The organism is Lachnoanaerobaculum gingivalis (genome assembly GCF_003862475.1).
Lineage (GTDB): Bacteria > Bacillota > Clostridia > Lachnospirales > Lachnospiraceae > Lachnoanaerobaculum > Lachnoanaerobaculum gingivalis.
Genome location: NZ_RRCO01000003.1, coordinates 254929 through 281536, shown reverse-complemented (window position 1 = coordinate 281536; position 26608 = coordinate 254929). Strand labels below are relative to the sequence as shown.

26 protein-coding genes are annotated in these 26608 nt (G+C 34.6%); 24 read left to right on the top strand and 2 right to left on the bottom strand.

Annotated features, from left to right (window positions below; translation table 11 throughout):
• The first annotated feature begins 172 nt into the window (after positions 1-172).
• Positions 173-304 (top strand): hypothetical protein, encoded by a 132-nt coding sequence (locus EHV10_RS15120; RefSeq protein ID WP_007594199.1) that lies wholly within the window; start codon positions 173-175, stop codon positions 302-304.
• Between the two features lie 137 nt (positions 305-441).
• Positions 442-597 carry a hypothetical protein gene (locus EHV10_RS14545; protein ID WP_158609911.1) on the top strand — a complete coding sequence of 52 codons (156 nt, stop codon included), beginning with the start codon at positions 442-444 and terminating at the stop codon, positions 595-597.
• 49 nt (positions 598-646) lie between these two features.
• Here EHV10_RS14545 and EHV10_RS15400 read toward each other — a convergent pair whose 3' ends face one another.
• Positions 647-829, bottom strand: a complete 183-nt coding sequence (locus EHV10_RS15400) for an ssDNA-binding protein (protein ID WP_334295163.1) — start codon at positions 827-829, stop codon at positions 647-649.
• Between EHV10_RS15400 and EHV10_RS15620 the strand changes: the two genes are divergently transcribed.
• The 22 genes from EHV10_RS15620 (at position 762) to EHV10_RS08045 (ending at position 25256) form a co-directional block, all read left to right on the top strand.
• Positions 762-914 (top strand): hypothetical protein, encoded by a 153-nt coding sequence (locus EHV10_RS15620; protein ID WP_330508511.1) that lies wholly within the window; start codon positions 762-764, stop codon positions 912-914. The two genes, EHV10_RS15400 and EHV10_RS15620, sit on opposite strands and share 68 nt — an antisense overlap.
• An 869-nt stretch (positions 915-1783) precedes the next feature.
• On the top strand, positions 1784-1993 hold the full coding sequence (locus EHV10_RS08140; protein WP_279221816.1) for a helix-turn-helix domain-containing protein: 210 nt from the start codon (positions 1784-1786) through the stop codon (positions 1991-1993).
• A gap of 57 nt (positions 1994-2050) precedes the next feature.
• Positions 2051-4066: a type I restriction-modification system subunit M gene (locus tag EHV10_RS08135; RefSeq protein WP_330508510.1), complete on the top strand. Its 2016-nt coding sequence runs from the start codon at positions 2051-2053 to the stop codon at positions 4064-4066.
• Complete coding sequence (locus tag EHV10_RS08130; RefSeq protein ID WP_128674212.1) at positions 4066-5418, top strand: restriction endonuclease subunit S; 1353 nt, start codon at positions 4066-4068, stop codon at positions 5416-5418. The genes EHV10_RS08135 and EHV10_RS08130 overlap by 1 nt, the downstream gene beginning before the upstream one ends.
• A gap of 3 nt (positions 5419-5421) precedes the next feature.
• On the top strand, positions 5422-8445 hold the full coding sequence (locus EHV10_RS08125) for a type I restriction endonuclease subunit R (protein WP_128674211.1): 3024 nt from the start codon (positions 5422-5424) through the stop codon (positions 8443-8445).
• A 440-nt stretch (positions 8446-8885) separates the two neighbouring features.
• A complete protein-coding gene (locus EHV10_RS08120; protein ID WP_128674210.1) occupies positions 8886-9230 on the top strand; it encodes a hypothetical protein in 345 nt (114 codons plus the stop codon).
• Positions 9231-9297: 67 nt separating this feature from the next.
• The gene (locus EHV10_RS14990) at positions 9298-9543 is read left to right on the top strand and encodes a type IV toxin-antitoxin system AbiEi family antitoxin domain-containing protein (protein WP_243116109.1); all 246 of its coding nucleotides are present in this window, start codon (positions 9298-9300) and stop codon (positions 9541-9543) included.
• A gap of 72 nt (positions 9544-9615) precedes the next feature.
• Positions 9616-9897: a type IV toxin-antitoxin system AbiEi family antitoxin domain-containing protein gene (locus tag EHV10_RS14985; protein WP_243116108.1), complete on the top strand. Its 282-nt coding sequence runs from the start codon at positions 9616-9618 to the stop codon at positions 9895-9897.
• A 46-nt stretch (positions 9898-9943) separates the two neighbouring features.
• Entirely contained in the window at positions 9944-10090 is a 147-nt protein-coding gene (locus EHV10_RS14535) for a hypothetical protein (RefSeq protein ID WP_158609910.1), read from the top strand.
• 22 nt (positions 10091-10112) lie between these two features.
• A complete protein-coding gene (locus EHV10_RS08110) occupies positions 10113-11201 on the top strand; it encodes a Fic family protein (RefSeq protein ID WP_128674209.1) in 1089 nt (362 codons plus the stop codon).
• Between the two features lie 237 nt (positions 11202-11438).
• Positions 11439-12659 carry a hypothetical protein gene (locus EHV10_RS08105; protein ID WP_128674208.1) on the top strand — a complete coding sequence of 407 codons (1221 nt, stop codon included), beginning with the start codon at positions 11439-11441 and terminating at the stop codon, positions 12657-12659.
• 145 nt (positions 12660-12804) lie between these two features.
• The gene (locus tag EHV10_RS08100; protein ID WP_128674207.1) at positions 12805-13323 is read left to right on the top strand and encodes a hypothetical protein; all 519 of its coding nucleotides are present in this window, start codon (positions 12805-12807) and stop codon (positions 13321-13323) included.
• Between the two features lie 465 nt (positions 13324-13788).
• Positions 13789-14403: a PepSY domain-containing protein gene (locus EHV10_RS08090; protein ID WP_128674206.1), complete on the top strand. Its 615-nt coding sequence runs from the start codon at positions 13789-13791 to the stop codon at positions 14401-14403.
• Between the two features lie 250 nt (positions 14404-14653).
• Positions 14654-16408: an IS1182 family transposase gene (locus EHV10_RS08085; protein ID WP_128674205.1), complete on the top strand. Its 1755-nt coding sequence runs from the start codon at positions 14654-14656 to the stop codon at positions 16406-16408.
• Between the two features lie 253 nt (positions 16409-16661).
• Entirely contained in the window at positions 16662-18104 is a 1443-nt protein-coding gene (locus EHV10_RS08080; protein ID WP_128674204.1) for an ATP-binding protein, read from the top strand.
• A 161-nt stretch (positions 18105-18265) separates the two neighbouring features.
• Positions 18266-18874, top strand: a complete 609-nt coding sequence (locus EHV10_RS08075; RefSeq protein WP_128674203.1) for a TetR/AcrR family transcriptional regulator — start codon at positions 18266-18268, stop codon at positions 18872-18874.
• Positions 18861-20615 (top strand): ABC transporter ATP-binding protein, encoded by a 1755-nt coding sequence (locus tag EHV10_RS08070; protein ID WP_128674202.1) that lies wholly within the window; start codon positions 18861-18863, stop codon positions 20613-20615. Before EHV10_RS08075 ends, EHV10_RS08070 begins: the two co-directional genes overlap by 14 nt.
• Complete coding sequence (locus tag EHV10_RS08065) at positions 20599-22320, top strand: ABC transporter ATP-binding protein (RefSeq protein ID WP_128674201.1); 1722 nt, start codon at positions 20599-20601, stop codon at positions 22318-22320. The genes EHV10_RS08070 and EHV10_RS08065 overlap by 17 nt, the downstream gene beginning before the upstream one ends.
• 9 nt (positions 22321-22329) lie before the next feature.
• Positions 22330-22911, top strand: a complete 582-nt coding sequence (locus tag EHV10_RS08060) for an MptD family putative ECF transporter S component (protein WP_128674200.1) — start codon at positions 22330-22332, stop codon at positions 22909-22911.
• A complete protein-coding gene (locus EHV10_RS08055) occupies positions 22911-23603 on the top strand; it encodes an energy-coupling factor transporter transmembrane component T (protein ID WP_128674199.1) in 693 nt (230 codons plus the stop codon). The genes EHV10_RS08060 and EHV10_RS08055 overlap by 1 nt, the downstream gene beginning before the upstream one ends.
• Positions 23591-24967 (top strand): ABC transporter ATP-binding protein, encoded by a 1377-nt coding sequence (locus tag EHV10_RS08050; protein WP_128674198.1) that lies wholly within the window; start codon positions 23591-23593, stop codon positions 24965-24967. The genes EHV10_RS08055 and EHV10_RS08050 overlap by 13 nt, the downstream gene beginning before the upstream one ends.
• A 109-nt stretch (positions 24968-25076) precedes the next feature.
• Entirely contained in the window at positions 25077-25256 is a 180-nt protein-coding gene (locus tag EHV10_RS08045) for a DUF6440 family protein (protein WP_128674197.1), read from the top strand.
• Between the two features lie 53 nt (positions 25257-25309).
• On the opposite strand, the gene EHV10_RS08040 is transcribed toward EHV10_RS08045, so the two are convergent.
• Positions 25310-26335 carry a hypothetical protein gene (locus EHV10_RS08040; RefSeq protein ID WP_128674196.1) on the bottom strand — a complete coding sequence of 342 codons (1026 nt, stop codon included), beginning with the start codon at positions 26333-26335 and terminating at the stop codon, positions 25310-25312.
• Positions 26336-26608: the final 273 nt, after the last annotated feature.

Below are 26608 nucleotides of genomic sequence, written 5' to 3'. Positions count from 1 at the left end.
AATGGAATAATTGCTATATGAACTGGATGATGTTTAGTATGAATATAATGAAATTTATGGTATACATATTTATGTGATTAATGCAATTTCTAGCATATTTACACTAGATTTGACTCACCGTGAGCATGGCTGGTACTTATAAAATTACGATTAATTAGGAAAGTGGTAAAAAATGACTAGAGAAGAACTTAAAGAACAGATTGATGAGCTTATGCAACAGTATGCCAATGAAGAAATTGATGGTGATACATATGCGCGAAAGATGATGGAATTAACCACATCTGTACAGAGAGATAATAACTAAACTTGATAATTCAAAGATAAGGTAAGGATGCAAAACTATACCACATAATTACAATGGAGATTTATACAAAATCGAAGTAGTGAAAAATTGCAGTATGTGGGATTAGATATCAAGAGTATAGATGCCTAGACAAAATTATGGAGAAAAAGGGTTTGCCTATTCATTATGTTAGCGGTTGGTGTACAACTGATGTAGGCATCAAGTTTTCAATGTGGCATAAAGGTGTGTTGAATTCTGATGCATGGTACCTAGAAATCTCCGATGAAATTGCAAGATTTTTCAAGAATAAATAATCGAAAAAACTTCACCGCTTGACTTAAAACTAGTAGTGAGGTTCTTGGTTTAGGTTGTTAAGTCCACAGGCAATTTCTTCGTTCCAGAGCAGTTGAATGCATAGAAGCTTATGCTGATACAATTGTGGATACCAGAATAAACCTTAGAGCGAGTAAGGATAGGTTTGAGGCTTGCGGTTAAGATACATGGAGTAGATGTAGAATTGGAGTTTACAAAGTATTCGTTGTTCATATCCGGATGTTTATCGTTTTCGGGTACGAGAGTAGATTTGACTTGCGGCTTTTCTATGTTGGTTGCAAGTCTTGTTGTTTTGTGACTTACACTTTCCCACTTGAGAGAGGGAGGTGCTTGAGCGAAACTTGAAGATATATGTAGATGTGTTTACTCTGACTGTGCTAATATAAAAAGCCAAGATAAGTTCATAATTGTTTTATTCACAGCGAGCGGAGAGGGTAATGTATCAAAGAGTCATGCCAAATAACTTATTTACGGGTGCTGAAAGATTTATGTTGAAATACAAGTATCAGCTTATAGGAAAAGATACCTACGACTCTCTGGTGTAGTTCTTCAAAAACCAGATAAAAAATGTAGGTGTAGTTTTATTAGAATTGAGGAGTTTCTGATAAAGATGAGCAAAAAACGTTAGCCATTGTACTAACTAGACAAATGAAATTGCTAATTGATAGTGGTTCCGAAGACGTAGATGATATGGTGATTCTTGATTATCAGAAGATAAAACTCGAAGGTATGTATTTAGAAGATAAAGAGTAAAGGTAACCATTATATAAGTGTTATAATATTTCTATTTATCAAAATGCAAGACATGAAATAGCCAGTTATGATTCGGTGGCTCATGTATGGGAATTGACGAATATTGGAAAGGTTATCTGGGCTAGAAGAAAATTAGTATATAAACATATTCCTAAAGATTGGCATGAAGCGTATTCTTATGCCATTGATACTTCAGATGTAAAGCAGAATGAAAGAATAAAAACAACAACGTCTTTTTATGGACATGACTTTGATTGAGTAACATATTGTAAGTGGGAAATGCATGATGCTGATAGAGAGAATTGTTTCTGGAAAGAGATTCATTATTTTGTGTAACGATAGACACAAAGTTTAAGCGCAATTAGAGAAGGAGATAAATGTGTAAAAGAACAAGTTATTGAAAAATGGACGACATTGAAAGAAGTTCAGAAATATTTAGGTGTTAAATGTGACACCATTTTGCAGTGGATTTCAAAAAGAAATATGCCGGCATATAAAGTTGGTCGCCTCTGGAAATTCAAACTATCAGAAGTTGATGATTGGCTTCGTTCCAGTGGCGTTGGAGATGATAATTCTGCACCAGATGAATATGCTGTTCGTTTTTTAGAACACATGATTTTATAGAATTATAATGTGGTAGTGTACCTACCGTTAAAAAGACAAAATTAGCCAAAGAAAGGTATGGATGAAAATATGGACAATCAAGTACACAATGCGATTGTGAGTTTTATATGGGGTATTGCTGATGACTGTCTGCGTGACGTATATGTTCGCGGTAAGTATCGTGACGTTATTCTCCCAATGACAGTTATTCGTCGTCTTGATGCTATGTTAGAGGATACAAAACCGGCAGTTCTTGAAATGAAGGAAAAGATGGATGCAGCAGGTATTACTAATCAGTGGCCAGCTCTTTGTAATGCAGCAGGACAGGCTTTCTGCAACTCTTCACAATTTTTATTAAAAGACCTTACCAGTAGAGCAAAGAAACAGACTCTTAAAGTTGACTTTGAAGCATACTTAGATGGTTTTTCACCTAATGTTCAGGAAATTTTGGAGAAGTTCAAATTTCGTAATCAGATTGATACGATGATTGATGCGGATATTCTAGGTGCAGTTATTGAAAAGTTTATTTCTCCAACCATAAACCTTAGTCTTAAGCCTGTGTATACAGATGATACTATGAAAACAATAAAGCTTCCAGCTCTGGATAATCATGGTATGGGAACTGTATTTGAGGAATTGATTCGTAAGTTTAATGAAGATAATAACGAGGAAGCCGGAGAACACTGGACACCACGTGATGTTGTAGATCTTATGGCAGATTTAGTTGTTATGCCTATTGCTGACAAACTTATGGATGCAACTTATTCTTGCTATGATGGTGCGTGTGGTACAGGTGGAATGCTTACCGTTGCGCAAGATAGACTTTTGACTCTTGCAAAGAGACGTGGAAAAAATGTATCTATTCATCTTTTTGGACAGGAACTTCAACCAGAAACATACGCGATTTGTAAAGCCGACATGCTGTTAAAGGGTGATGGTGAACAAGCTGAACATATAGCATATGGTTCTACACTTTCTGCGGATGGTAATGCTAGCAGACAGTTTGATTTCATGCTTGCAAATCCTCCATACGGTAAGAGCTGGAAAACTGATGCTGAGAAGATGGGTGGTAAAAAGGATATCCTTGATAGTAGATTTAACACTTATCTTGATGATGGAACACAGCTTTCGATGATTCCAAGAACCAGTGATGGACAGCTCCTGTTCCTTCTGAATAATGTTGCGAAGATGAAAAATGACACTTCACTTGGAAGCAGAATTGCAGAGGTGCATAATGGATCTTCCATCTTTACTGGAGATGCCGGTAGTGGTGAGAGTAATGCTCGTAGATATCTGATTGAGAACGACCTTGTAGAAGCTATTATTGCTTTACCTGAGAATATGTTCTACAACACTGGTATAGGAACTTATATCTGGGTGTTATCAAATAAAAAGGAAGATAGACGTAAAGGCAAGATACAGTTAATTGATGCAACTTCAATGAAATCACCTTTACGAAAGAATATGGGCAAAAAGAACTGCGAATTCACGACTGAAATTCGTAACGAAATCATAAGGATTTTTCTTGAGATGGAGCAGAGTGAGATTAGCAAGATTTTTAATAACGATGATTTTGGACATTGGGCTGTTACAGTTGAACGTCCTCTTCGTTTGCGCGTCTATCCGGAGCGCAAGATACCATCAGGTGTGCTGAAAGATGTAGAAATGGCAGCTTTTGCTGAGGCTATTAATGAACTGGAACCTACTGTGACGTTAGATGATTGGAAGGCTTTTGAGAAGGCTACAAAGTTGAAAATTTCGCTCTTGAAAAAGGTACGTCCGTATATTACTGATAGGGACTCTAATGCATTGCCAATTGAAGGCGAGGCTGATGTTGAGCTGCGTGATACAGAGATTGTTCCTTTTACGTATGATGGAGGTGTTCAAGCTTTTATTGAAAATGAAGTTCATCCCTATGCCCCCGATGCATATGTAGATGAAAAGAAGACTCAGATAGGCTATGAAATAAGCTTCACAAAATATTTTTATAAGGTATCAGAACTTCGTCCTATGGAAAGCATTATTTTTGACCTGGAACGACTTGAACAAGAAACTAACGGGATGCTTAAGGATGTTCTTGGAGGACTAAAGTAATGAAGAGATATAGTAGCTATTCTCCTTCAGGTACTACATGGTTGGGAAATTTACCATCTGAATGGGAATGTAAAAAGATAGGCAGTCTATTTTCACAACGAAAAGAGAAGGTGTCAGATAAAGACTATGCCCCTCTTTCGGTATCAAAAGGTGGAATTGTACCGCAATTAGATAGTGCAGTTAAAACTGATGCAGGTGATAACAGAAAACTTGTAAAAACTGGAGACTTTGTTATCAATAGTAGGTCTGATAGGAAAGGCTCCTGTGGTATATCACCTTTGGATGGTTCTGTCTCTCTAATTAATATTGTTCTTGAGCCAAGACAAGAATGGAATGGCAGATATATTCATTATTTGATGAGAAGTCATATTTTTTCGGAAGAGTATTACCGATATGGCCGGGGAATTGTTTCAGATTTATGGACAACTCGCTTCAGCGAGATGAAAAATATTCTGTTACCTATCCCGTCAGGGCAGGAGCAAGACAAGATTGTTCGTTATCTTGATTGGAAAGTATCAAAAATAAATAGATTGATTGAAGTCAAGAAGAAAGAACTTCGAAGAATATGCGAGCTCAAGAAAACTGTTGTAAATGAGGCGGTGACACATGGTCTTAATCCTAATGTACCAATGAAATTCAGCGGCGTTGAATGGCTTGGAAATATTCCGGTACATTGGACAACTATAAAATTGAGACAGATTCTTCATCCTTTTAGTGAGAAAAACCATCCAGAGCTTCCGCTGCTTTCTGTAGTTAGAGAGCAGGGGGTAATCATTAGAGATATTGAGGATAAGGAAAGCAATCATAATTTTATTCCAGATGACCTTAGCGGTTACAAAATGGTGAAAAAGGGTCAGTTTGCTATGAATAAGATGAAAGCGTGGCAGGGTTCTTATGGTATTTCAGAATATACAGGTATAGTAAGTCCAGCATACTTTATCTTTGATGTGGACTTTGAAAATCTGGAATATTTTCATTATGCAATCAGAAGTAAAGTCTATGTGAATTTTTTTTCTCAGGCTTCTGATGGAATACGTGTAGGACAGTGGGATCTATCAATTAATAAAATGAAGGAGATTCCATTTATTGTTCCTCCAGCTGATGAGCAACAGGCTATCGTTGAATATATTCCTGCTACATTTGCAAAATATGACATAACAATCAAAAAGCTAACAGAAGAAGTAGAAGTCCTTCATGAATTACGAAATAAACTGATTTCTGATGTTGTGACAGGGCAGATTGATGTAAGGGATATCGAAATTCCTGAATTTGAGTATATTGAAGAAACAGAAGAAGTTGATGATGATGAAGCGGATGCCGAAGATGAGAAATCTTTCGACGAGGAGGTGTAGGATATGTCGTTTACTAATATAAAAGAAAGTGGACTTGAGTCATTAATTGTAAAGTGGCTCATTGAGCAAAATGGCTATGAGCAAGGTGTCAACGCAGACTACAATCGTGATTATGCAATTGACGAAACTCACTTATTCCGTTTTCTTCAGGACACACAGCCGGATTCTTTAGATAAGCTTGGGGTTTTTAAGTCAGAGATAAAGAAGAATCAATTTCTTAACCGACTGCAGAGTGAAATAGTTAAGAGAGGTATTATTGACGTTCTACGTAATGGAGTTAAGGTATATCCTGCCAGCCTTATCATGTTTTATCTTACACCGACTGAGAATAATGTTAAGGCAAAGGAGATGTACGAAAAGAACATCTTTAGTGTTACACGTCAGCTGATATATTCAAATGATTCTACTAGGCTTGCGCTTGACATGTGTGTATTTATCAATGGTCTTCCTGTAATTACTTTTGAGTTGAAGAATCAGTTTACAAAGCAGGATGTTGATGATGCGGTAAACCAGTATAAGACTGACCGTGATCCTAGAGAGCTGCTATTCCAGTTTAAGCGTTGCATGGTTCATTTTGCTGTGGATGATGCAAGGGTAAAATTCTGTACAAAGCTTGATGGTAAGAGCAGTTGGTTCCTTCCTTTTGATAAAGGATACAACGATGGTGCAGGAAATCCGCCTAATCCAAATGGGCTCATGACAGATTATCTTTGGAAAGAAGTTCTTACCAAGGATAAGCTTAGTCGTATTATTGAGAATTATGCTCAGGTAGTTGTTGAAGAAGATCCTGAAACAAAAAGGAAAAGTGTAAAGCAGATATTCCCTCGTTATCATCAGTTGGACGTAGTTGAAAGCTTACTTGCTGATGTGAAAGAAAATGGAATCGGAAAAAGATATTTGATTCAGCACAGTGCCGGTTCAGGGAAGTCTAATTCAATTTCTCGGCTTGCACATCAGCTGATTGGCCTTGAGGAAAATGGTCATCCCATGTTGGATTCTGTGCTGGTAGTTACCGACCGAAGAATTCTTGATAAACAGATTAGAGATAATATAAAACAGTTCATGCAGGTAGCTAATACGGTTGCATGGGCAGAACATTCCAGTGATTTAAGAGATGCCATTAAAGATGGAAAGAGAATTATTATCACCACTATAGAAAAATTTCCCTATGTAGTTCCTGATATTGGAGCTAAACATAAGGAAAATAAGTTCGCAGTTATTATAGATGAGGCGCATTCTGGTCAGAGTGGAAGAAACTCTGCGCAGATGAACTTGGCTCTTTCCGGCCTTGCTTCTGAAGATGAAATGGATAACGAAGATAAAATCAATGCAATGATGGAGGGACGTAAGTTACTCAACAATGCCAGCTACTTTGCATTTACTGCAACACCAAAGAATAAGACTTTGGAAACCTTCGGCGTTCCATATCAGGATGGAGATGAAGTAAAGCATCGTCCATACCATTCATACACTATGAAGCAGGCTATTCAGGAAGGTTTCATTCTTGATGTGCTTAAATATTATACACCGATTGCCAGCTACTATAAGCTTATGAAGACTGTACAGGATGACCCTATGTTCGACAAGAAACGAGCACAGAAAAAGCTTAGGGCATTCGTTGAAAGTGACTCATATACCATCTCTCAGAAGGCAGAGATGATGATTGAGCACTTCCACGAACAGGTGATTTCAAAAGGGAAAATAGGTAGACAGGCTCGTGCGATGGTAGTTACTTCAAGCATACCAAGATGTATAGAGTACTATTATGCACTTAATAAGTGTCTTGCAGCTAGACATAGCCCATATAAGGCGATTGTCGCGTTCTCTGGTGAACACAAGTATCAGGGACAGGAACCACCATTAACATCTGCGGCTATGAATGGATTCCCAGATGCGAAGATTCCTAAAACATTAAAAACAGACCCTTATCGTATTTTGGTTGTTGCAGATATGTTCCAGACAGGTTTTGACGAACCTCTGTTACATACGATGTATGTTGATAAGATGCTTTATGACATTAAGGCAGTTCAGACATTATCCAGATTGAACAGATGTCATCCAATGAAGTATGATACTTTTGTTTTGGATTTTGCAAATAAACCGGCAATGATTGAGCAGTCGTTCTCAAGGTATTATAGAACTACGTTATTGTCCGGTGAAACAGACCCTAACAAGTTGTATGACCTTATTACAACAATGGAAGAGTATCAGGTATATTCAACAGCTCATGTGGAGCAGCTTGTAGACTTGTATCTAAATGGAGCAGAAAGGGATAGGCTTGACCCAATTCTTGATGCTTGTACTGCAGTTTATAAAAATCTTGATACTGAAGAGCAGATTAAGTTTAAGAGTTCTGCAAAGGCTTTTTGTCGTACATACGGATTCTTAGGAGCTATTCTTCCTTATGGTGATGCAGATTGGGAGAAACTTTCAATATTCCTTAATCTTATGATTCCGAAGTTACCATCACCAAGAGATGATGATTTCTCAGAAGGAATCCTTGACTTGATTGACCTCGATAGCTATCGACTTGAAGCACAGGAATCAATGTCAATAAAGCTTGAGGATATGGATGCAGAGGTCGCTCCTGTACCGGCGGGAAGTGCAGGTCATATTGTTAATCCTGAGATGGACTTATTGTCTAGTATCCTTAATGATTTTAATGATATGTTTGGAAACATTGATTGGAAGGAACCAGATAATGTTCGTAGACAAATTATTGCAATTCCGGATATGGTTGCAAAAGATGAAAAGTACCAGAATGCAATAAAGAATTCTGATAAGCAGAATGCACGTATGGAAAGTGAACGTGCATTACAGCAGGTTATTTTCTCAGTAATGGCGGATAATATGGAACTTTTTAAACAATTCCAAGACAATCCTTCTTTTAAGAAGTGGCTGTCAGATATGGTATTTAACATGACATATGAGCCTAATACCGGAAGCAAGGTTGTAAATTATCCCGAACAAAAATCTACAATGAGAATTGTTGCTGATGATATAGTTCCATACAGAGACAAAAAATAAAAATGATGAAGTAGGCGCAGTATGAGTGAGGTGTTATCTAAAATATCACATGGTGATTTCAACTCAGTCTTTCAAGAAGTTACACAGCCGGAAAAGGTTAAGTTGATGATTGAATTACAGCTGCGACTGTTTTATTTAAAAAATTATAAACAACAAGTTTAATTAAGAAGAGATGAAAATTCTCCCATAGCGTAATATTGGTAGGTAAGTATTCTTCTGTGACAGGAGTGAAAGATTTAAGGTTATCGGAAATACATTTACTGTTGTAGCACAGATAATTTGAGTTCTTAATAAAATGCTGGTGTCGATGTTAAAGGCACCTATGTAGAATTAGGCAAAATTCTCTTATAGCGACTGTTAGTATTGTAAAAGACATATACGTTAAGAGTTCGTCTATAGACTTTATAGGTGAGAATAGAGTCAGTAGTGATAGCAATAATATGAGAATAGATTCTGAGTATCATATTTTAGAAAATTCTGTTAAGTATGATGATAGTATTATAAATATAGTTGTACGAGTAGATAAAGACGCAAGTGAAAATGAAGAATATTTATTCGATTTAGATAATGAATTAGCTAAAAGGTTACTTACATATATATTTAATAGAAATAGTTTTATGAAAATTATAATTATTTTGCATGTAAATTTAGGTGGCATGCCAGTTATTGTATGTAAAGTATATAGTATTGTGAAGGGCTTGGTTTCTAAGCAATGGAGAAAGGTCCCTTTGGAAATGATCATGCATATTGATTTTAATGTTCAAAGTACCAAAATGGCACTTTGAAATTTTTTATATTATTTCCTTTTGTGCTTTGTTTATTATATAATAAAGCACAAAAGGAAGTATAGCTATGAATACAGATAATATAAAAAAAATCATAGAGAAAAACAATGGTATAATTACTGCGACGGAAGCTGATAAATACGGTATTGACTCATGGTATCTTACAGACATGGTTAGAAAGGGAAAGCTTGAGAGAATTGGGCGAGGAATTTACTTTAATAGCGGTTTTGACAACTATGATGAAATGTATTTCTTTCAACTTCAAAATAAAGTGTGCATATACTCTTATCAAACTGCTTTATACATACATTGATTAACTGAAAGACTTCCATACGTAAATGAAGTTACAGTGTATCAGGGGTATAATCCATGGAGATTTAAGGGGATGGTTAATGTACATCAAGTAAAAAAGGAGTTGCATAAAATCGGTGTTGTGGAAAAAAACACAGATATGGGAAATTCTGTCTATGTCTATGATATGGAAAGGACTATTTGTGATATAGTTAGAGATAGGAAAAGGCAGGATCCGGAGATATTTTCTAAAGCTTGGAAATTTTATATTAAAAACAGATTGAAAGATATATGGAAGCTTAGAGATTACGCAAATATATTTGGGATATCAGAAAGGATTGAGAGTATTTTGGAGGTACTTGTCTATGAAGTTTGAAATGTTTCAATTAAGAAGCATAATATTTACTTAAAAAGGGAAGACTATGCAATTAGGATGGATTAATTTTTTAAAAGAAGATAGACAAAAGGCACTTGATGTTATCAATCTTCTAAGTGAGCAGGGGACGGTTGATGAACTTGGGATAGGAAGTATATATTACATGGAAGTGGGACAGAGTAGTTATATATAGATGTATGTTGGGAGGTGATTTTTTGACGGATAAGAACTGGAATCTTGAGCTAAACGAATACATACGCCAAGGTGAACCGGATAAGGTTGAAAAGAGTAATGCATGGAAAACTGCTATCGGTCTTCAGGATGTAGACGGACTTAAGCCTTCAAAGTATTTGATTGAAACTGCAAAAGATCATATTGAAGGTAAAATCAGTATTTCTGAAGCGGATAGGCTTATCAGCAGTTACTATAAAGAGAGAAGAGACAGAGATGGTGTGGAAGCAGATACTAAAGAAGCGGATATTGTGTCTGTAAGAATCACAAAATTACTTGGAGAGAAGACCTTTCAATTTTCACCGGTAGAATTACAAAATATTCATCGTAAATTATTTGAAGGTGTACTTCATTATGCCGGAAGAATAAGAGATTACAATATTACAAAAAATGAGTGGGTACTTAAGGGAGATACAGTACTGTATGCATCGTTTGACAGTATTATGGCTACACTTGATTATGACTTTTCACAGGAGAAGAACTTTTCCTATAGGGGACTGAATATACATGAGGCTATTAGACATTTTGCTAAATTTACATCAGGTATATGGCAAATTCATCCGTTTGGAGAAGGAAATACAAGATCAACTGCAGTATTTATTATTAAATATTTAAAGACATTCGGATTTACCATAAGTAACGATACATTTGCTAAAAATTCATGGTATTTCAGAAATGCTCTAGTTCGAGCAAATTATAACAATCTGAGAGCAGGTATTCATGCTACAAGTGAATTTCTTGAATTATTCTTTGAAAATCTTTTAATGGATGCAAAACATGATTTAAAAAATAGATATATGCATATTGATTTTAATGGCCAAAGTGCCATTCAAAGTGCCAATAATTCGGTTTCAAAGTGCCAAAATGGCACTTTGGAAATATCTTTGGAAGAATTAGCTATTATAAATGCCTTAAAGACTAATCCGGCATTAACTCAAAAGCAGATATCGGAGCTTGTAGGGAAGTCGGAGAGAACAATTAAGAGGTGCACTGTAGAAATGCAGGAAAAAGGTTTAATTGCTCGAGAGAACGGAAAACGAAACGGTAAGTGGAAGATACTTATAGAATCATAATATGCATTAATGAAGGAAGAGTATGCAATTAGGATGGACTGATTTTTCAAAAGAATATAGACAAAAGACACCGGATGTTATAAATCTGCCACATAGTGATAAGCTCATAGAGAACTTGTGTATTGCGGTATAGGTACTATCTCAGTTTTCTAGGAGAGAGTATTGAAATGGGTGCAGTGAACTGATGAGATTGAGAGGGTGTTATTCAGAGAAAATATAATATAGGAGGAGTATGAAATGGTAAATTTATTAGGTGAAAAAATAAGGCATAAAACACTAGGAATAGGAGAAGTTATTTATGTTGAGGAAAACTATATAACTATTAAGTTTCCTTCTAAAACAGCAAGATTTGCATATCCAAGTGCTTTCGAAAAGTATTTAAGCCCGGAAGAAAACAAAATAGCAGATGCCGTTAATGCCGACTTAGCCATGGCAATAGATGTAGAAGCAAAAAAGAAGGCTGAAGAGGAAGTACAAAAAGCCAAAGAAGAGCGGCAACAACAGAATATACGGCAAGAAAAGAAAAATAAAACAAAAGCCGGTAAGTCCATTAATGTTAAACGTAAATACGTAATAAAAAAGACAAGGGGTAAGTCACTTAAGTATTTATTTTTTCAAGATGAATACTATGAAGAAGAGTGCAAAGGTCAGTTTATACGTATAAAGGGAATTAAAAAAGATGATGGTACAGTTCACTATAGAGATCCGTTGTTTGATGTGATTTCAGGAGACATTATTTTTCATTGTGTCAAAGGATATGTAAGAGCTATTAGTATTGTAAAAGATAAATGCTTTAAAAGTGTACATACAGATCATTCCGTTGAGAGTATAGTTGGTGATGATAGCAGTAATCTAAAAATAGATTGTGAGTATCATGTTTTAAAAAATCCGGTTAAGTATAATGATAATATTATAAAAAAATATGCTGAATTAAATACAAAAACAGATAAAAATAAAGGATATTTGTTTAGCCTAGATAATAAGTTAGCCTGTTGCTTGCTTAAAGATGTATTTGATAAGAATAGTTTTTTGAAGAGTATTACCGTTATGTACGCAAATTTAGACGGTATGCCGGTTATTACAAGTAAAGATGATTTGCTTGTTAATTGTAAAGTATTGGATGAATATATTGAATCAAGGAGAGATCCGGAATATTCATATGCTTTGGATTTGATTAAGCGTGGAATTTGTTTTGTAGCAATAAAGACTAATGGGGACTATAAGTTTTATCCAAGTAGATTTGTAGGTTATAAAAATAATTCCAGATTAAAACATATGAATAATCGTTGGAGAGATGGTAGAGAAACTAATCCTGTAATTAGCTATGTATTAAAAAAAGGTGAACCTCTTCCTAATATAGAACTTGAAGTTTTATATAGAGAGTATTGTGAAAGGCTTGGTTTTGAAGCAATGGATAAAGGTTCTTTTGGAAATGACCATAAATATTGGGAGATGTAAGTAATGATGAGATTTTTACAATGAGCATACGGCAGAACTCATTTTATTCGGGGGTGCCAAGAAATATTTGAAAGAACATTTAGGATAAAGTAAGACCTCAGCCATCAGTAAACGAAAATCAGAAGTTACCACTTTGGAGGATAGAGTGAAGCTTATAAAAAGAAGATTGATAGTTGCTTTATATGTAACATTTATGATGGTTATAACTTTACCGGCCATATTTTATATATTTCAATGGAATATAACATCCGGAGAAACATTTTTTTATAAGGGAGAAAAATTCATATATAACTTTATGGTATATATATTAGAGCCATTGATTGTAATGGCTTATCTTTATTTTGTTTATGTAACAGCAGCGAGTTTAAGGTTTTACTTTAAATATAAGGACTTTGGAGCTAATTGTTATTATTTTCATAGAGATAGACTTTATATACATTCAGGATTTTTACCAATTCCCATAGAGAAGATAGAATATATGAAAATAGTGCGACATGTATATCGAGGAGAATACTTTGTGATTTCAATCAAAATTAAAAATAAGATGTTAAAACATAAATTCAGACTGGGTATTGGTGGTTTTATTCGTGGAGATAATAGTGTCTTACTGAAAAAATTGATAGATGATTTGAAAAAACGAGATATTCCCTATGTGATGAAATAGTAAAGTATATCGAATGCAGTGATTCTTTATGAAGTGTATAATGGGCAGTTAGTAAATATGGTAATACTTGGTGAGAAGTTATTTCAATGTCCAAAGTGCCATTCAAAGTGCAAAAATGTCACTTTGAAATTTTCTATAATAAATATAATAAAGATAGATGGATAAGATATAAAAATAAGAATCCATATGCCAAAGATATAGAATTCGAATCTATTATGGAGGAGTTAATCAGACTTATAGAGATGGTCATGTAAATAGAAATTATTTATAGATTTGAGTCCGTTTTCTAAGGAGAATAGCCTACCTGATTAAATATTCGTTACAGTTATGGTTTAATAAAAGCTATAATATAAAAAAATAAAAAAATTTAAAAATCATGCAATAAAATGCTATCCTCGTGCATTAATATAGTGAAAGGATAAATTTATAAAAGTATTTTCACTGTACACGGAAAGGATGGAAAAAATGAAAAAGTTTAATAAATTAGGTAAGAGTTTAATAGGTGCGGCAACTGTAACTTGTATGTTATTTGCGGCAGGAATGACAGGTGTTCCATATTATGGAAGCAGCTTTGTTGCAAAGTCAAAAGTATCAAAATCATATAAAGCGGCAAAGAAAATAACAGCTGATGAGGCTAAAAGAATTGCACTTGCACACGCAAAACTTGCGGAAAAGGATGTAACTTTTGTTAAAGTGGAGCTTGAACTTGAGGATAATAACAGATATGAGTACGATATTGATTTTTACAGCGGAAATGTAGAATATGATTATGAGATAGATGCAGTGAGCGGAGCAATATTGTCAGCTGATAAGGACATTGAGAACTATGTGATACCTACACAGCCAAGTACATCAGCTGCTAATACTCAAACTTCAGAGATTTCAGTAGAAAGAGCAAAGCAGATAGCACTTTCACATGCAGGAGTGGGATCGGCAAGATTTAAAAAGGCTAAGCTTGATTATGAAAACAGTATTAAAGTGTACGAGATTGAGTTCAAAGTCGGAAACTTGGAATATGAATATGATATCAATGTTTCAAACGGAGCTATAATCTCAAGCAGTGTAGAGGTAGATGACTAATAGAGATATATACTTATAGTCAGTCCGGGGTGAATTCCCCGGGCTGATTTTTTATGTATAACAGTAAGTCTGGCTAAGTTTAAATTAGGGGCTGTCGGGAAATGACAGCCATAAAAAGGGGGCTGTCTGGAAATGGCAGCCATAAAAGAGGGAGGAGTAACTCAAAATGAGTCACTCCTCCCTAAGTTTTTACATAAAAAAAGATGGCTAACGATAACCATCTTTCTCCGTTACATGTTATAATGTAACTATGCTCACAGTTAATTATTATAATGACTTTTTTGAAATAGGTCAACAGAAAATCAACTTTAGCTTATATGAATTGAGTTTGCCCAATGACGATCCAGTATATACCCTAAAAAAAGTTATGGAGGATTTAGATTTTTCCGGACTGTTAGCCAATTGTTCGGATAAGGGAAGAACAGGGTACAATCCGATCATGATGTATGCAGTTATTACTTATGCAAATATGCGTGGAATACGCTCTATTGATCGTATTGTGGATTTATGTGAAAGAGATATCGCTTTTATCTGGCTTACTCAAGGGAGGAAGCCTAAAAGAGATGCTTTTTATGAATTTAAAAGTAAGAAACTTACTTCAGATATCCTGGATGACTTAAACTATCAGTTTATGAGACGATTACAAAAAGAAGGATTTGTAACATTAAAAGAATTGTTTATTGATGGAACGAAAATAGAAGCTAATGCTAATCGTTATACTTTTGTATGGCGTGGAAGCATTAATTATCATCTTGCAGGTCTTCTAGATTCTATTGATAAGCTTTATTCAAGCTATAATTCTTTTATAAAAGATAACGGATTTGGCGAAAAGTACGAGCTTGGAAATGCACAAATGTTTGTGATTGATGGGATTGATAAAGTTAGAGATATTATTGAAAAGAACAGAAAAAGAAAGATTACAAAACATAAAAAGCTATCTAATAACCGTATTATAGAGATTGATAACTGCTCTCCTCTTGAAATACTTAAGCTCCAGAAAAATCTTATGACAATTGCTGACGGAGAAGGCATTGTATTTGTTAACGGAAAGGGTAAGAGAAAGCCAAAACTTCAACAACTTTATGAAGAACTTGAACATTGTGGACAGAGACTAATGGGCTATAAAGAATGCTTTGAAATCATGGGGAAAGATAGAAACAGCTATTCCAAAACCGATTTGGAAGCAACCTTTATGCGAATGAAGGAAGATCATATGTTGAACGGGCAGCTAAAGCCGGCATACAATGTACAGATAGCAGTAGAGAATTATTTTATTGTACATAGTTATGTAAGTAATGATCGTACAGATTATAATACATTAATTCCGGTCCTTGAAAAGCATAAGGAAGCATTTGGAGAAGTACTTGAAGAAGTGACAGCAGACAGCGGTTATTGTAGTGAGAAAAATCTCTTATATCTAAAAGAAAATAAGATAGACAGTTATATAAAACTGCAGGATCATGAGAAAAGAAAAACAAGAGCATACAGTAAAGATATAGGTAAATACTACAACATGAAGACAATGGTATTTGAGGATGAACAAGTCTATATCTGTCATGACGGTCGTGAACTGAGACATATCAACACTGAAAAGAAAAGACAGAATGGTTATACACAAACATATGAAGTATATGGATGTTCAGACTGTAGTGGATGTGAACATAAGTCTAAATGCTTATACAAATATAATCCTGATAAAGATGTTGATAAGAACAAAGTGATGAAGATCAATGAAGTATGGGAAGAGCTTCGAGAGAAGTCACATACTAACATACAGAGTGAAAAAGGTATTCTGAAACGACAGACACGCTCTATTCAAACGGAAGGTCATTTTGGAGATATTAAAGAAAATGAAGATTTCCGACGCTTTAACTATCGCTCTTCAGATAAGGTATATAAAGAATTTATGCTTTTTGCAATAGGAAGAAATATAAATAAATATCATCGTTTTCTCTACGCAAAACTAAAGAAATTTGAAGGAAAACTACAGGAGAAAATCGCATAGTAAAAAATGCAAAAGCAAAATTTCTGCTAAGGGGGTTTTGTGCCCAAAAATAGACAGTATAATAGAAAAACAAAATATCCTGACAAAGTCGCAAAGCCTAAAAGCCTTGTATTTGTCAGGATATTTCTATTTCGTTCTGCTGGAAGAAAAATTACTTATTTCCCGACAGCCCCTTTGTTTGAAGTGATATTGAAGTTGACTTTGAAGTGATATTGAAGTAACATTGAAGTAGTTCAATCAAGGAGTGTATATTATGTTTTTGGAGGAGATAACAGGTGATATAAAGCCGGAAAGTGATAAGCTTGAGTGTAAAGCGGCTTTAAACAGAGAAGATGTCGTTGGTTGGCTTAAAAGTATTGCCGGATTTGCAAATGCATCAGGTGGAGATTTCTATATCGGAGTTGAGGATAAGACGAATAAACTGATAGGTTTTGACAGGAAAGCAGCTGATAATGAAAGAAATTACTTTAATAATCAAGTAAATGAGCATTTGACACCAAGACCACAAATGAAAATTTCGTTTTTAAGTTATGAGGTGCGTGGAAATGAACGATTTATAATAAAGGTGAGTATAGAAGAAGCTACTATAAAACCGGTAATTCTAAAATATAAAAATATTCCGGCTATTTTTATGAGGCGTGACGGATTTACAAATGGAGCAACTTATGAAGAAATCATAGATATGAGTGTAAGAAGTAAAAATACACAATATGATATTTTAATATCTGATATTAAATATAATCCGGAAAATTTTTCAATGCTTAGAGAGTTCTATAAGAAATATAATAATGGGAAGATTTTGAAAGATAAAGCATTACAGTTATTAGGATTTTTTAATGAAGAAGGTTATTTGTCTAACGGTGCAGTTTTATTTCAAGATGATTACAAGGGTAACAAAACTGATGTACAGTGCTCCGTATTTTCCGGATCAAATAGGGGAAGCGACAGAGTCGTTACTATCAATCGCTTTAAAGGTAATATAATAGCGAGTATAAGTTATATTATTGACTTTGTAAATCAAAGAATGAATCATAGTATTATAAAGCTTGATGAAGGTAGAGTAGATATTGATTCATATCCGGCAAGAGCCCTATTTGAAGGTGTAATAAATGCAATTGCTCATAGAGATTATTATCTGGACGGAACACAAATTCAAGTCGATATGTTTAAGGACAGATTGGAAATATCATCACCCGGAGGTTTTTACAGAGGTGAGAAATTTGGAAAAACGTATGATTTATCTAAAATTATTTCAAAGAGAAGAAATGAAGTAATATCAGGAGTTTTAGTTTTATGTAATGTAATGGAGGCGGCAGGTACAGGCTTTGATAAGATAGTAGAGGAGTATAAGTCAGCAGATGAAGCACATAAGCCATATATTTATTCAAAGTCCGATCACTTTACATTTATATTGCCGGATCTAACATATGATAGAGGTATTGAAAATAATAATGTACCAAATATTAGCTTTCAGCCTGTTCCACAAGGGACGGAGCTTGATAAAAAGGTACTGTCATTTTGTTATCATAGAGCACATAAGGTCTCTGAGATAGTGGAATACTTAGGAATCAGTGATTCAACATATTTTAGAAAGAAAGTTTTGGCTAATCTTGAAAAAAACGGGTATTTAGAAAAGAGTAAGTTATCAAGAGCGGCGTTTTATAAGACAAATCATAGCATTGTAAGTATTGAATGATGTAGTTTAATATAAGATTATTTATTGAAAGTCAGTTCGGGATAGCTCCGGGCTGATTTTTTAAATAAAATAAATATACAAATAACCACTTGTTAGTAAAACCTAACTATGATACAATGATTTTACCGACGATATCGTCGGTAAAAGAGGAGGTATACAATATGGCTGCTGCGAAGAGACTCAGTGAGGCTGAAAGGAAAAAAGAGATTATGGATTCGGCCGCAAAGGTAATTGCCGCAAAGGGCTTAGGAAAGGCAACTATGGAAGACATCATCGCGGGAACAACTTTATCAAAAGGAGGCGTATATCACTACTATGGGAATGTAATAGAAATATTTAAAGACATTATGATAAGCGGGATCGATTATAGAAACAATATTATTAAGGAGCATTTGGTCGAATGTGAAAAGGGTGGTGAGAGTAAGTTTATGGCAAAACAGCTGGTTGATAAAGTTATAGACAACAATCCTTTAATGCCTCTTTATGTTGAGTTTTTGATTGAGAAAAAGAGAAATCCCGAGTTGAATAATATTATGGAAGAGCTTCAGGAACAGACAAAGGAAAGATTTAAAGCAATTAGTATTGATTATTCAGGATGGTTGTTTGATCCTCAAATTTTTCAGTTTGTTACCGACTTTATGAATGCTCTGATACTGGCTTCGGACGTACTGGATGCAAGAGAAAATTTCAAAAAGAACAGACAGTATTTGGAAGCAACATTTACTTACTTATTTGAACAAGTAAAGGAGAAAACGGATGGGAGTTTATAAGAAATTATTCAGATATGTGCCGAATGAAAAGTATATCGGATATATGTCAATTTTATTATCGAGTATTTCGGCATTTCTGGTGGTTTATGGGTATTATTATATATTTTTACTTCTAAAAGAAGCGGTAGTAAAGGGAAATTATGAAAATGCAGGATATTATTCTACAAGGATAGTTATATGTTTAACTATAAGTGCAATAATGTATTTAGTATCAGGCATTGTTTCACATAAGCTGGCATTTAGACTGGAAACAAATTTACGAAAAAGGGGAATTGAAGGGCTTACCGATGCAAGCTTCAGATTTTTTGATCTGCATTCCTCAGGATATATAAGAAAAACAATAGATGACAATGCGGCAAAAACTCATATGGCGGTAGCACATATGCTGCCTGATAATTCGCAGGCATTTTTGGTTCCGGTGTTTGCATTTATTCTGGCATTTGCCATAAGTCTTAGAGTAGGAATCGTTATTATAGTTTTATCTGTTGTAAGCGGACTTATATTGATGGGAATGATGGGTAATAAAGATTTTATGAAACTTTATCAGACTTCACTTAACAAACTGAGCTCGGAAACTGTGGAGTATATCAGAGGCATACAGGTAGTAAAGATATTCGGTTCAAAACTTAGATCCTTTAAGGCATTGCATGAGTCTATTATGGAGTATTCAAAATATGCTTATGATTATTCTCTTTCTTGTAAAACACCCTATGTAATATACCAGCTGATATTTTTGGGATTGATCGCCATTATCAGCATTCCGCTAAGCTTCTTTTTGACCGATATAAAAGATCCTAAATTTATGGCTGTAGAGCTTATTATGATCTTTTTCTTAAGCGGTGTAATAATGGTCTCTTTTATGAAAATAATGTGGGCAAGTATGAATATCTATAATGCAAATTTTGCCATTGACAGTTTGGAAGAATTATATGAAAAGATGCAGGAGGACAAACTAAGCTACGGCAATAGAGAACATTTTGATAATTTCAATATTGAATTTGAAAATGTCAGCTTTTCGTATGGTGATAAAAAAGTTCTGGAAAACTTATCATTTACCTTGGAGGAGAAGAAAACTTATGCCTTAGTAGGGCATTCGGGTTCAGGTAAGTCCACCATTGCAAAACTTCTGTCGGGATTTTATAAAGTTGATGGAGGAGCAATAAAAATAGGTGGATATCCTCTTTCGGAATATACAAAGGAGGCGATTATACGAAATATCTCATTTGTATTTCAAGACAGTAAATTGTTTAAAAAATCAATATATGACAATGTAGCACTGGCAGATGAGAATGCAAGCAAAGAGGAGGTTATGAAAGCACTGACTCTTTCCGGCTGTGATGAGATTATCGCAAAGTTTAAAGACAGGGAAAATACAATTATAGGTTCAAAGGGGGTATATCTTTCAGGAGGTGAAAAGCAAAGAATCGCTATTGCAAGAGCTATTTTGAAGAATTCACCTATTGTAATTATGGATGAAGCGAGTGCGGCAATTGATGCAGATAATGAATACGAATTACAAAAAGCATTTAAGAACTTAATGAAGGATAAGACTGTTATAATGATTGCCCATAGAATGACAAGTATAAGAAATGTGGATGAGATAATAGTCTTGGAAAAAGGAAATGTAATAGAGCGAGGAGACAATGATTCATTAGTAAAAACCGGAGGGTTATACAGCAGACTCCTTAGTCTTTACGAAACTGCAAATGATTGGAGGGTGTCAAATGAAAAACTATTATAAGAAAAGATATGCTCTCTCAGAACAGGGTGCAAAAAATCTTACAAAAGCAACGATATATTGTTTTTTGACATATTGTATAAACCTTGGTCCGATGTTTATTTTAATGGGACTTATTAATCAGTTGGTCTTGGGAAATGTATCAAGCACCTTGCAGTATATTGTTATGGCAATACTTATTCTGATATTTATGTATATTTTATTATCAGAAGAATATGTAAGCCTTTATAATTCCACCTATAAAGAATCGGCAAATTTGAGAAAGGGAATAGCAGAGAATCTGGCACAGCTTCCGCTGGCTTATTTTTCAAAGCACGATCTCTCCGACCTTTCACAAACGATAATGTCTGATGTGGAAAGGGTAGAGCATTCTATGAGCCATTCTATACCCAAGGTTGTGGCTATGTGGTTATTCTTTCCTCTGATGGGACTTATTATGCTTATTGGAAACTGGAAGCTTGGACTTGCAGCAATTATTCCAACTCTTTTGAGCTTTATGATCAATCCTTTGGCAAAACAGAAGGAAGTTTCAGAGTACAGCAGGTACTTTAATGTGCTAAGAGATAATTCAGAGCTTTTTCAAGAAACAATAGAGTTACAACAGGAGATAAGCAGCTTTAATCAAGCCGACAATGTGAAGAAAAACCTGTATAAAAAGATGGAAGAGAGTGAGAGGATTCATCTTAAAGTAGAGGTTCTTCCGATGTTGGCTGTGGGAATTTCTTCATCACTTTCATATATAAGCCTTGCAGTAGTATTGGCTGTCGGAATACAGCTACTTATTCATAATGAGATTAGCCTTTTATATCTGATAGGATACCTGATAGGTGCAATAAAGGTTAAAGAACTTTTTGATGTTTCAAGGGAAGGAATGACCGAAATGTCCTATATTGAACCTGCAATTGTAAGAATAAAGGAGATAAAAAATGCAGCGCTTCAAGAGGGTAAAGATACAGACCTTTCAAGCTACGATATAGAATTTAAAAACGTTTCATTTGCTTATAATGAAGATGCAAAGGTATTAAAAGGTGTGAGTTTTGTGGCAAAGCAGGGTGAGGTTACAGCTTTGGTAGGTATATCGGGATCCGGTAAAACTTCCGTGCTGAGGCTTATATCAAGACTGTACGACTATGATACCGGAAGTATCTTAATAGACGGAAAGGATATTAAAAATATATCTACAGACTCATTGTTTAAGAATGTCTCAATAGTATTTCAGGATGTGACCTTGTTTAATACAAGCATTATGGAAAATATTCGTCTGGGTAGAGAGAGTGCAACCGATGAGGAAGTAAAGGAAGCGGCAGTGCTTGCAAACTGTATGGATTTTATTGAAAAATTACCGGATGGATTTAATACTCTAATTGGCGAAAACGGTGCGGAATTATCAGGGGGAGAAAGACAAAGAATTTCTATAGCAAGAGCATTTCTAAAGGATGCACCTGTTTTGATATTGGATGAGATATCAGCAAGCCTTGATGTGGACAATGAAAAGAAGATACAGGACAGTTTAAATAAGCTTATCAAGGACAAAACGGTTATTATTATCTCTCACAGATTAAAATCAATAGAAAATGTGAATAAGATTGTGGTAATAGATGAGGGAATTGTTGAGACGGCAGGAAATCATAGTGAGCTTATAAAACATTCAAAGGTATATAAAAACTTGATTGAAAAGACAAAATTAGCGGAAGCATTTAATTATTAGGGGGAAAATATGAAAGAGCAAAAACTGAAAATAAAGGATCTGGTGACTATCGGTGTATTTGCAGTTATATATTTGGTGATTATGTTTGGCGTGGGAATGATTGGAGTTATTCCGATTTTATTCCTGGTATATCCTACGATACTGGGTATTGTTAGCGGAACTGTTGTTATGTTATTTATGGCAAAGGTACAAAAACCGTGGGCATTGTTGATATTTGGAATGCTTACACCTATTTTTATGATGGTAGAAGGACATACTTACATTCTAGTTCTGCATGCATTTGCAGTGATACTTATAGCCGAGTTGATAAGAAGAGCAGGTAGTTACAATTCATTTAAATACAATATGCTTTCATTTGCGATATTTAATACCTGGATCTGCGGTTCACTTATGCAAATGTTATGGGCAAGAGAAAAATATATTGAGATGACAATGATGATGGGCAATGAATATGTAGAAGCCTTGGAAAGGCTTGTCACATATCCACATATGGCATTGGTCTATCTGGGTGCTATAGCAGGAGGGCTTATAGGAGCGAATATAGGAAGAATATTACTAAAAAAACATTTTATAAAAGCAGGTATAATTTGATGTATTACATCAATGACAAAAGATTAAATCCAAATCCTATAACCAAGTTTTTGGTTGTAGTGTTACTGGGGTTTACTGTATTACATTCTATAAATCACTATTTGGAAGTAGCTGTTGTATTAACGATATCTATTATGTACTTTATGAATGGGTTTAGAAGAGAGGCAATAAAAAATATACTGGTATTTGGCGTATTGTTCTTTGTACCGAGTTTTAGTGCTTTGGCAAAGCTTCCCATATTTATAATGATGATGCTTTCATTACCTGCTATATTTCGTATGTTTTATCTTCCTTTTGCAGCAGGTGAATTTATGATAAAAACATCTGACGTCGGAAGTATTATCTCATCAATGGATGCTTTAAAAATACCGAAGGAGGTTTCCATCCCTATTGCGGTTATGTTCAGATTTTTTCCGTCTTTTGTAGAGGAGAAAAACAGTATCAAAATGGCAATGAGAATAAGAGGAATAGAAACAAAAAATCCTGTTAAATATCTTGAGTATGTAGCAGTTCCGCTGCTTATTATTTCATCAAATATTGCTGATGATATTTCAAAAGCTGCGGAAACAAAATGTATTGCAAATCCTGTAAAGAAAACAAGGTACATAAAAGTAAAAATTCATTTGATAGATTTTATTTATGCTTTCACAATGACAATTATAGTGGTGGGAGGTCTGATATGCTTACGTTAGAGAATCTGTCACTGTTTTACGAACAGGATAAAAAGGTACTTGATGATATCAACTTAATCGTAGCGGACGGTGAATGTGTACTTCTTACAGGAGAGAGTGGAAGTGGAAAATCCTCTATTATAAATTCAATAAACGGACTTGCCTTTGAATATGAAAATACCAAATTTAGCGGCAACATAAAGGTTGACAAGAAAGACTTAAAGGGAATGGAGCTTTATGAAATATCTCTTATGATATCCAGCGTTTTCCAAAACCCAAAGACACATTTTTTCAATGTGGATACAACACTTGAACTGTTATTTTATCTTGAAAACATAGGTCTTGATAGAAAAGAAATGGAAAGTCGTATGGAAGATATGCTAAAGCTCTTTCCTATAAAGCACTTGCTCGGGCGTAGCATATTTGATCTTTCAGGTGGCGAAAAGCAGATACTTTGTGTGGCTGCATGCTATATTTCAGGTTGTAAGATAATAGTACTTGATGAGCCTTCCTCAAATCTGGATGATAAATATATCAATATATTAAAAGAAATGTTGCATATACTAAAGAATAAGGGAATAACGCTTATTATTGCAGAGCATAGGATTTATTATTTAATGGATGTTGCAGATAGAATTATTCCGGTAAAAAATGGAAAACTTGGGGAGGAGCTTACCAAAACTGAACTGCTAAACAGTGAAAGATTAAGGGAACTCGGACTTCGCTCTGCAACAAAAACAGCCTTAAAAGTCAAAAGGAATTCAGGCGGAAATGATTTGACTGTTAAAAAAATTGAGTACAAATTTAAAGACGGTTCAAAACTAAAGATAGAAGACATTTCATTTGGTTTTGGAAATATTTACGGTATCACAGGAAGAAACGGTTGCGGTAAGTCTACATTGCTGAGAGTGATGACAGGACTTGAGGATAAAGGAAATAGCGAGATATTATTTAACGGCAATATCCTAAGTAAAAGAGAAAGACTGAAAAATTCCTCTTTGGTTATGCAGGATGTAAATCATCAGCTTTTTACGGATTCTGTAGAGGAAGAAATAAAACTCGGGGTTAAGGATTTGTCACAGGATAGATCAGATAAGGTCCTATATGGCCTTGAACTTATAGAATTTAAGGACAGACATCCGATGAGCCTTTCAGGAGGTCAAAAGCAAAGAGTGGCTATTGCTTCTGTTCTTTGCAAAAATTCAAAATTCATATTTTTTGATGAGCCTACAAGCGGTATGGACTATGGGAATATGATGAGAATATCAGAGCTGATAAAGGAAATGAAAACTGAAAATAATATTATATTTATAGTTTCCCACGATATTGAATTTTTGAATGAAACCGCAGACGGAATACTTTGTCTGGAGGAATTTAAGGCTTAGTTATCCAAAATCAAAGATTATTACTTAGGTATCAATCATTATTAAACAAAACTTAAAAAATGTAGTTTAACCATATGCTATAATTAAAGAAAACATTGGAGGATACTTTATGGATCGCTTTAAGAGAGTTTATAGACAGGGAGTGATTGAGATACTTGAAGTCTGGGTTGATACAGAGACCGGTGTAAACTATTTGTTTAGTGCAAATGGATATGCAGGAGGCCTGACAGCTTTACTGGATAAAGACGGAAAGCCTGTAGTAACATATAATGATAAAGAAGGATTATAAATAAAAGTACTGTAGCGGAAGGACGGCTTCTACTACAGTATTTTTTTAAAGATCTATTCCCATATTGTATGTTGTGCTCTTACACTATATTTATCAGGTTTATAAAGTGAATTAAAATCAGCCTCTACACTGTATCTTTTCCATATAACATAGTCGGACGGCTGAATTTTAAGTGTAAATGAAATATCATTCCTTACTTCTTCATATTCAATCGGATGTAGTGAAAAAATATCCGTCAAATCTCTTTCTCTAAAGTCATCTATACTCAGTTTTGACAGGTCGGTATTATTAAATTTGACTTCCGATAAAACCTCACTGTCTGCCGGAATCCTATAATAAGTTATTGTACAGTTTTTTAGCTTATCGCTATCTTTTAATGTAGGAGTAACACTTACAAAACCGTAGGATTTATCATCACGAAATAGTTCTAAAAGCTCACCATAATAAAAGTGGTCAACACGCTTATTTACGATTTCACTGTCTGCATCTTTTTCTAAGAAGTAAAAGCCGTCTGATAGAAGTTTGGCTACCTTTGTTTCACCGATTACTATATCGCTTTTATCTATTTGTACTACAACAGGCTTTTCAGGAAAACCTGTCATAGATATAAAGAGAGTAAGAGTAAAAAGTGAAATAAACAGTCCGGCTATAACCGCATTTGAAGCTGAATAGAGTCGAAAAATTTTATTTTTATGATTACTTATAAGCGTAGATATAAGTTGTATAAGGTGATAAAATATCAAACTCAGCACTGCAATTCCCAGCTGATATTTTAAGCAGTTATAAAGTGATAACATAAAATTATTTGTGTTGTAGTATATAATACCTATGCAGGCAATATTAGCTAAAGTATATACTAAGATAAATAATAATACAGCTTTTAGTGCAGCATTTTCGGTAATATCATCATAGTCTATATGTATTCTACCTTGAAAGCCCTGACCGATATTGTACATCCACTTTGGAACTTCCTTACCTGCAGATACTGCAATGACCAGTCTTAAAAACATATAAATAGTTAATAGAAAGCATATTAAGACCAAAAGTCCAAAAAACAATGCAAATATAGTAAATCCCATTTTATTTCTCCATTATTCCCAAATTGTATGTTGTGCCCTGACACCATAATGGTGTACTGAATTATTTTCGAAAAAAACCGCCTCAATAGTATAACGTTCCCACAGTGAGTATCCTACAGTTTGCAAGCTTATCGGAAGTCTTACTCTAAGCATCCACAGTGTGTAGAAAAGTGCAGTAACAAATATCCCTTACATTACAACTCACCCTTTTCAAATTAAAAGTTGTATACTTGTATTATATCATTTAGTTGTACAATTTACGATATTTAATAC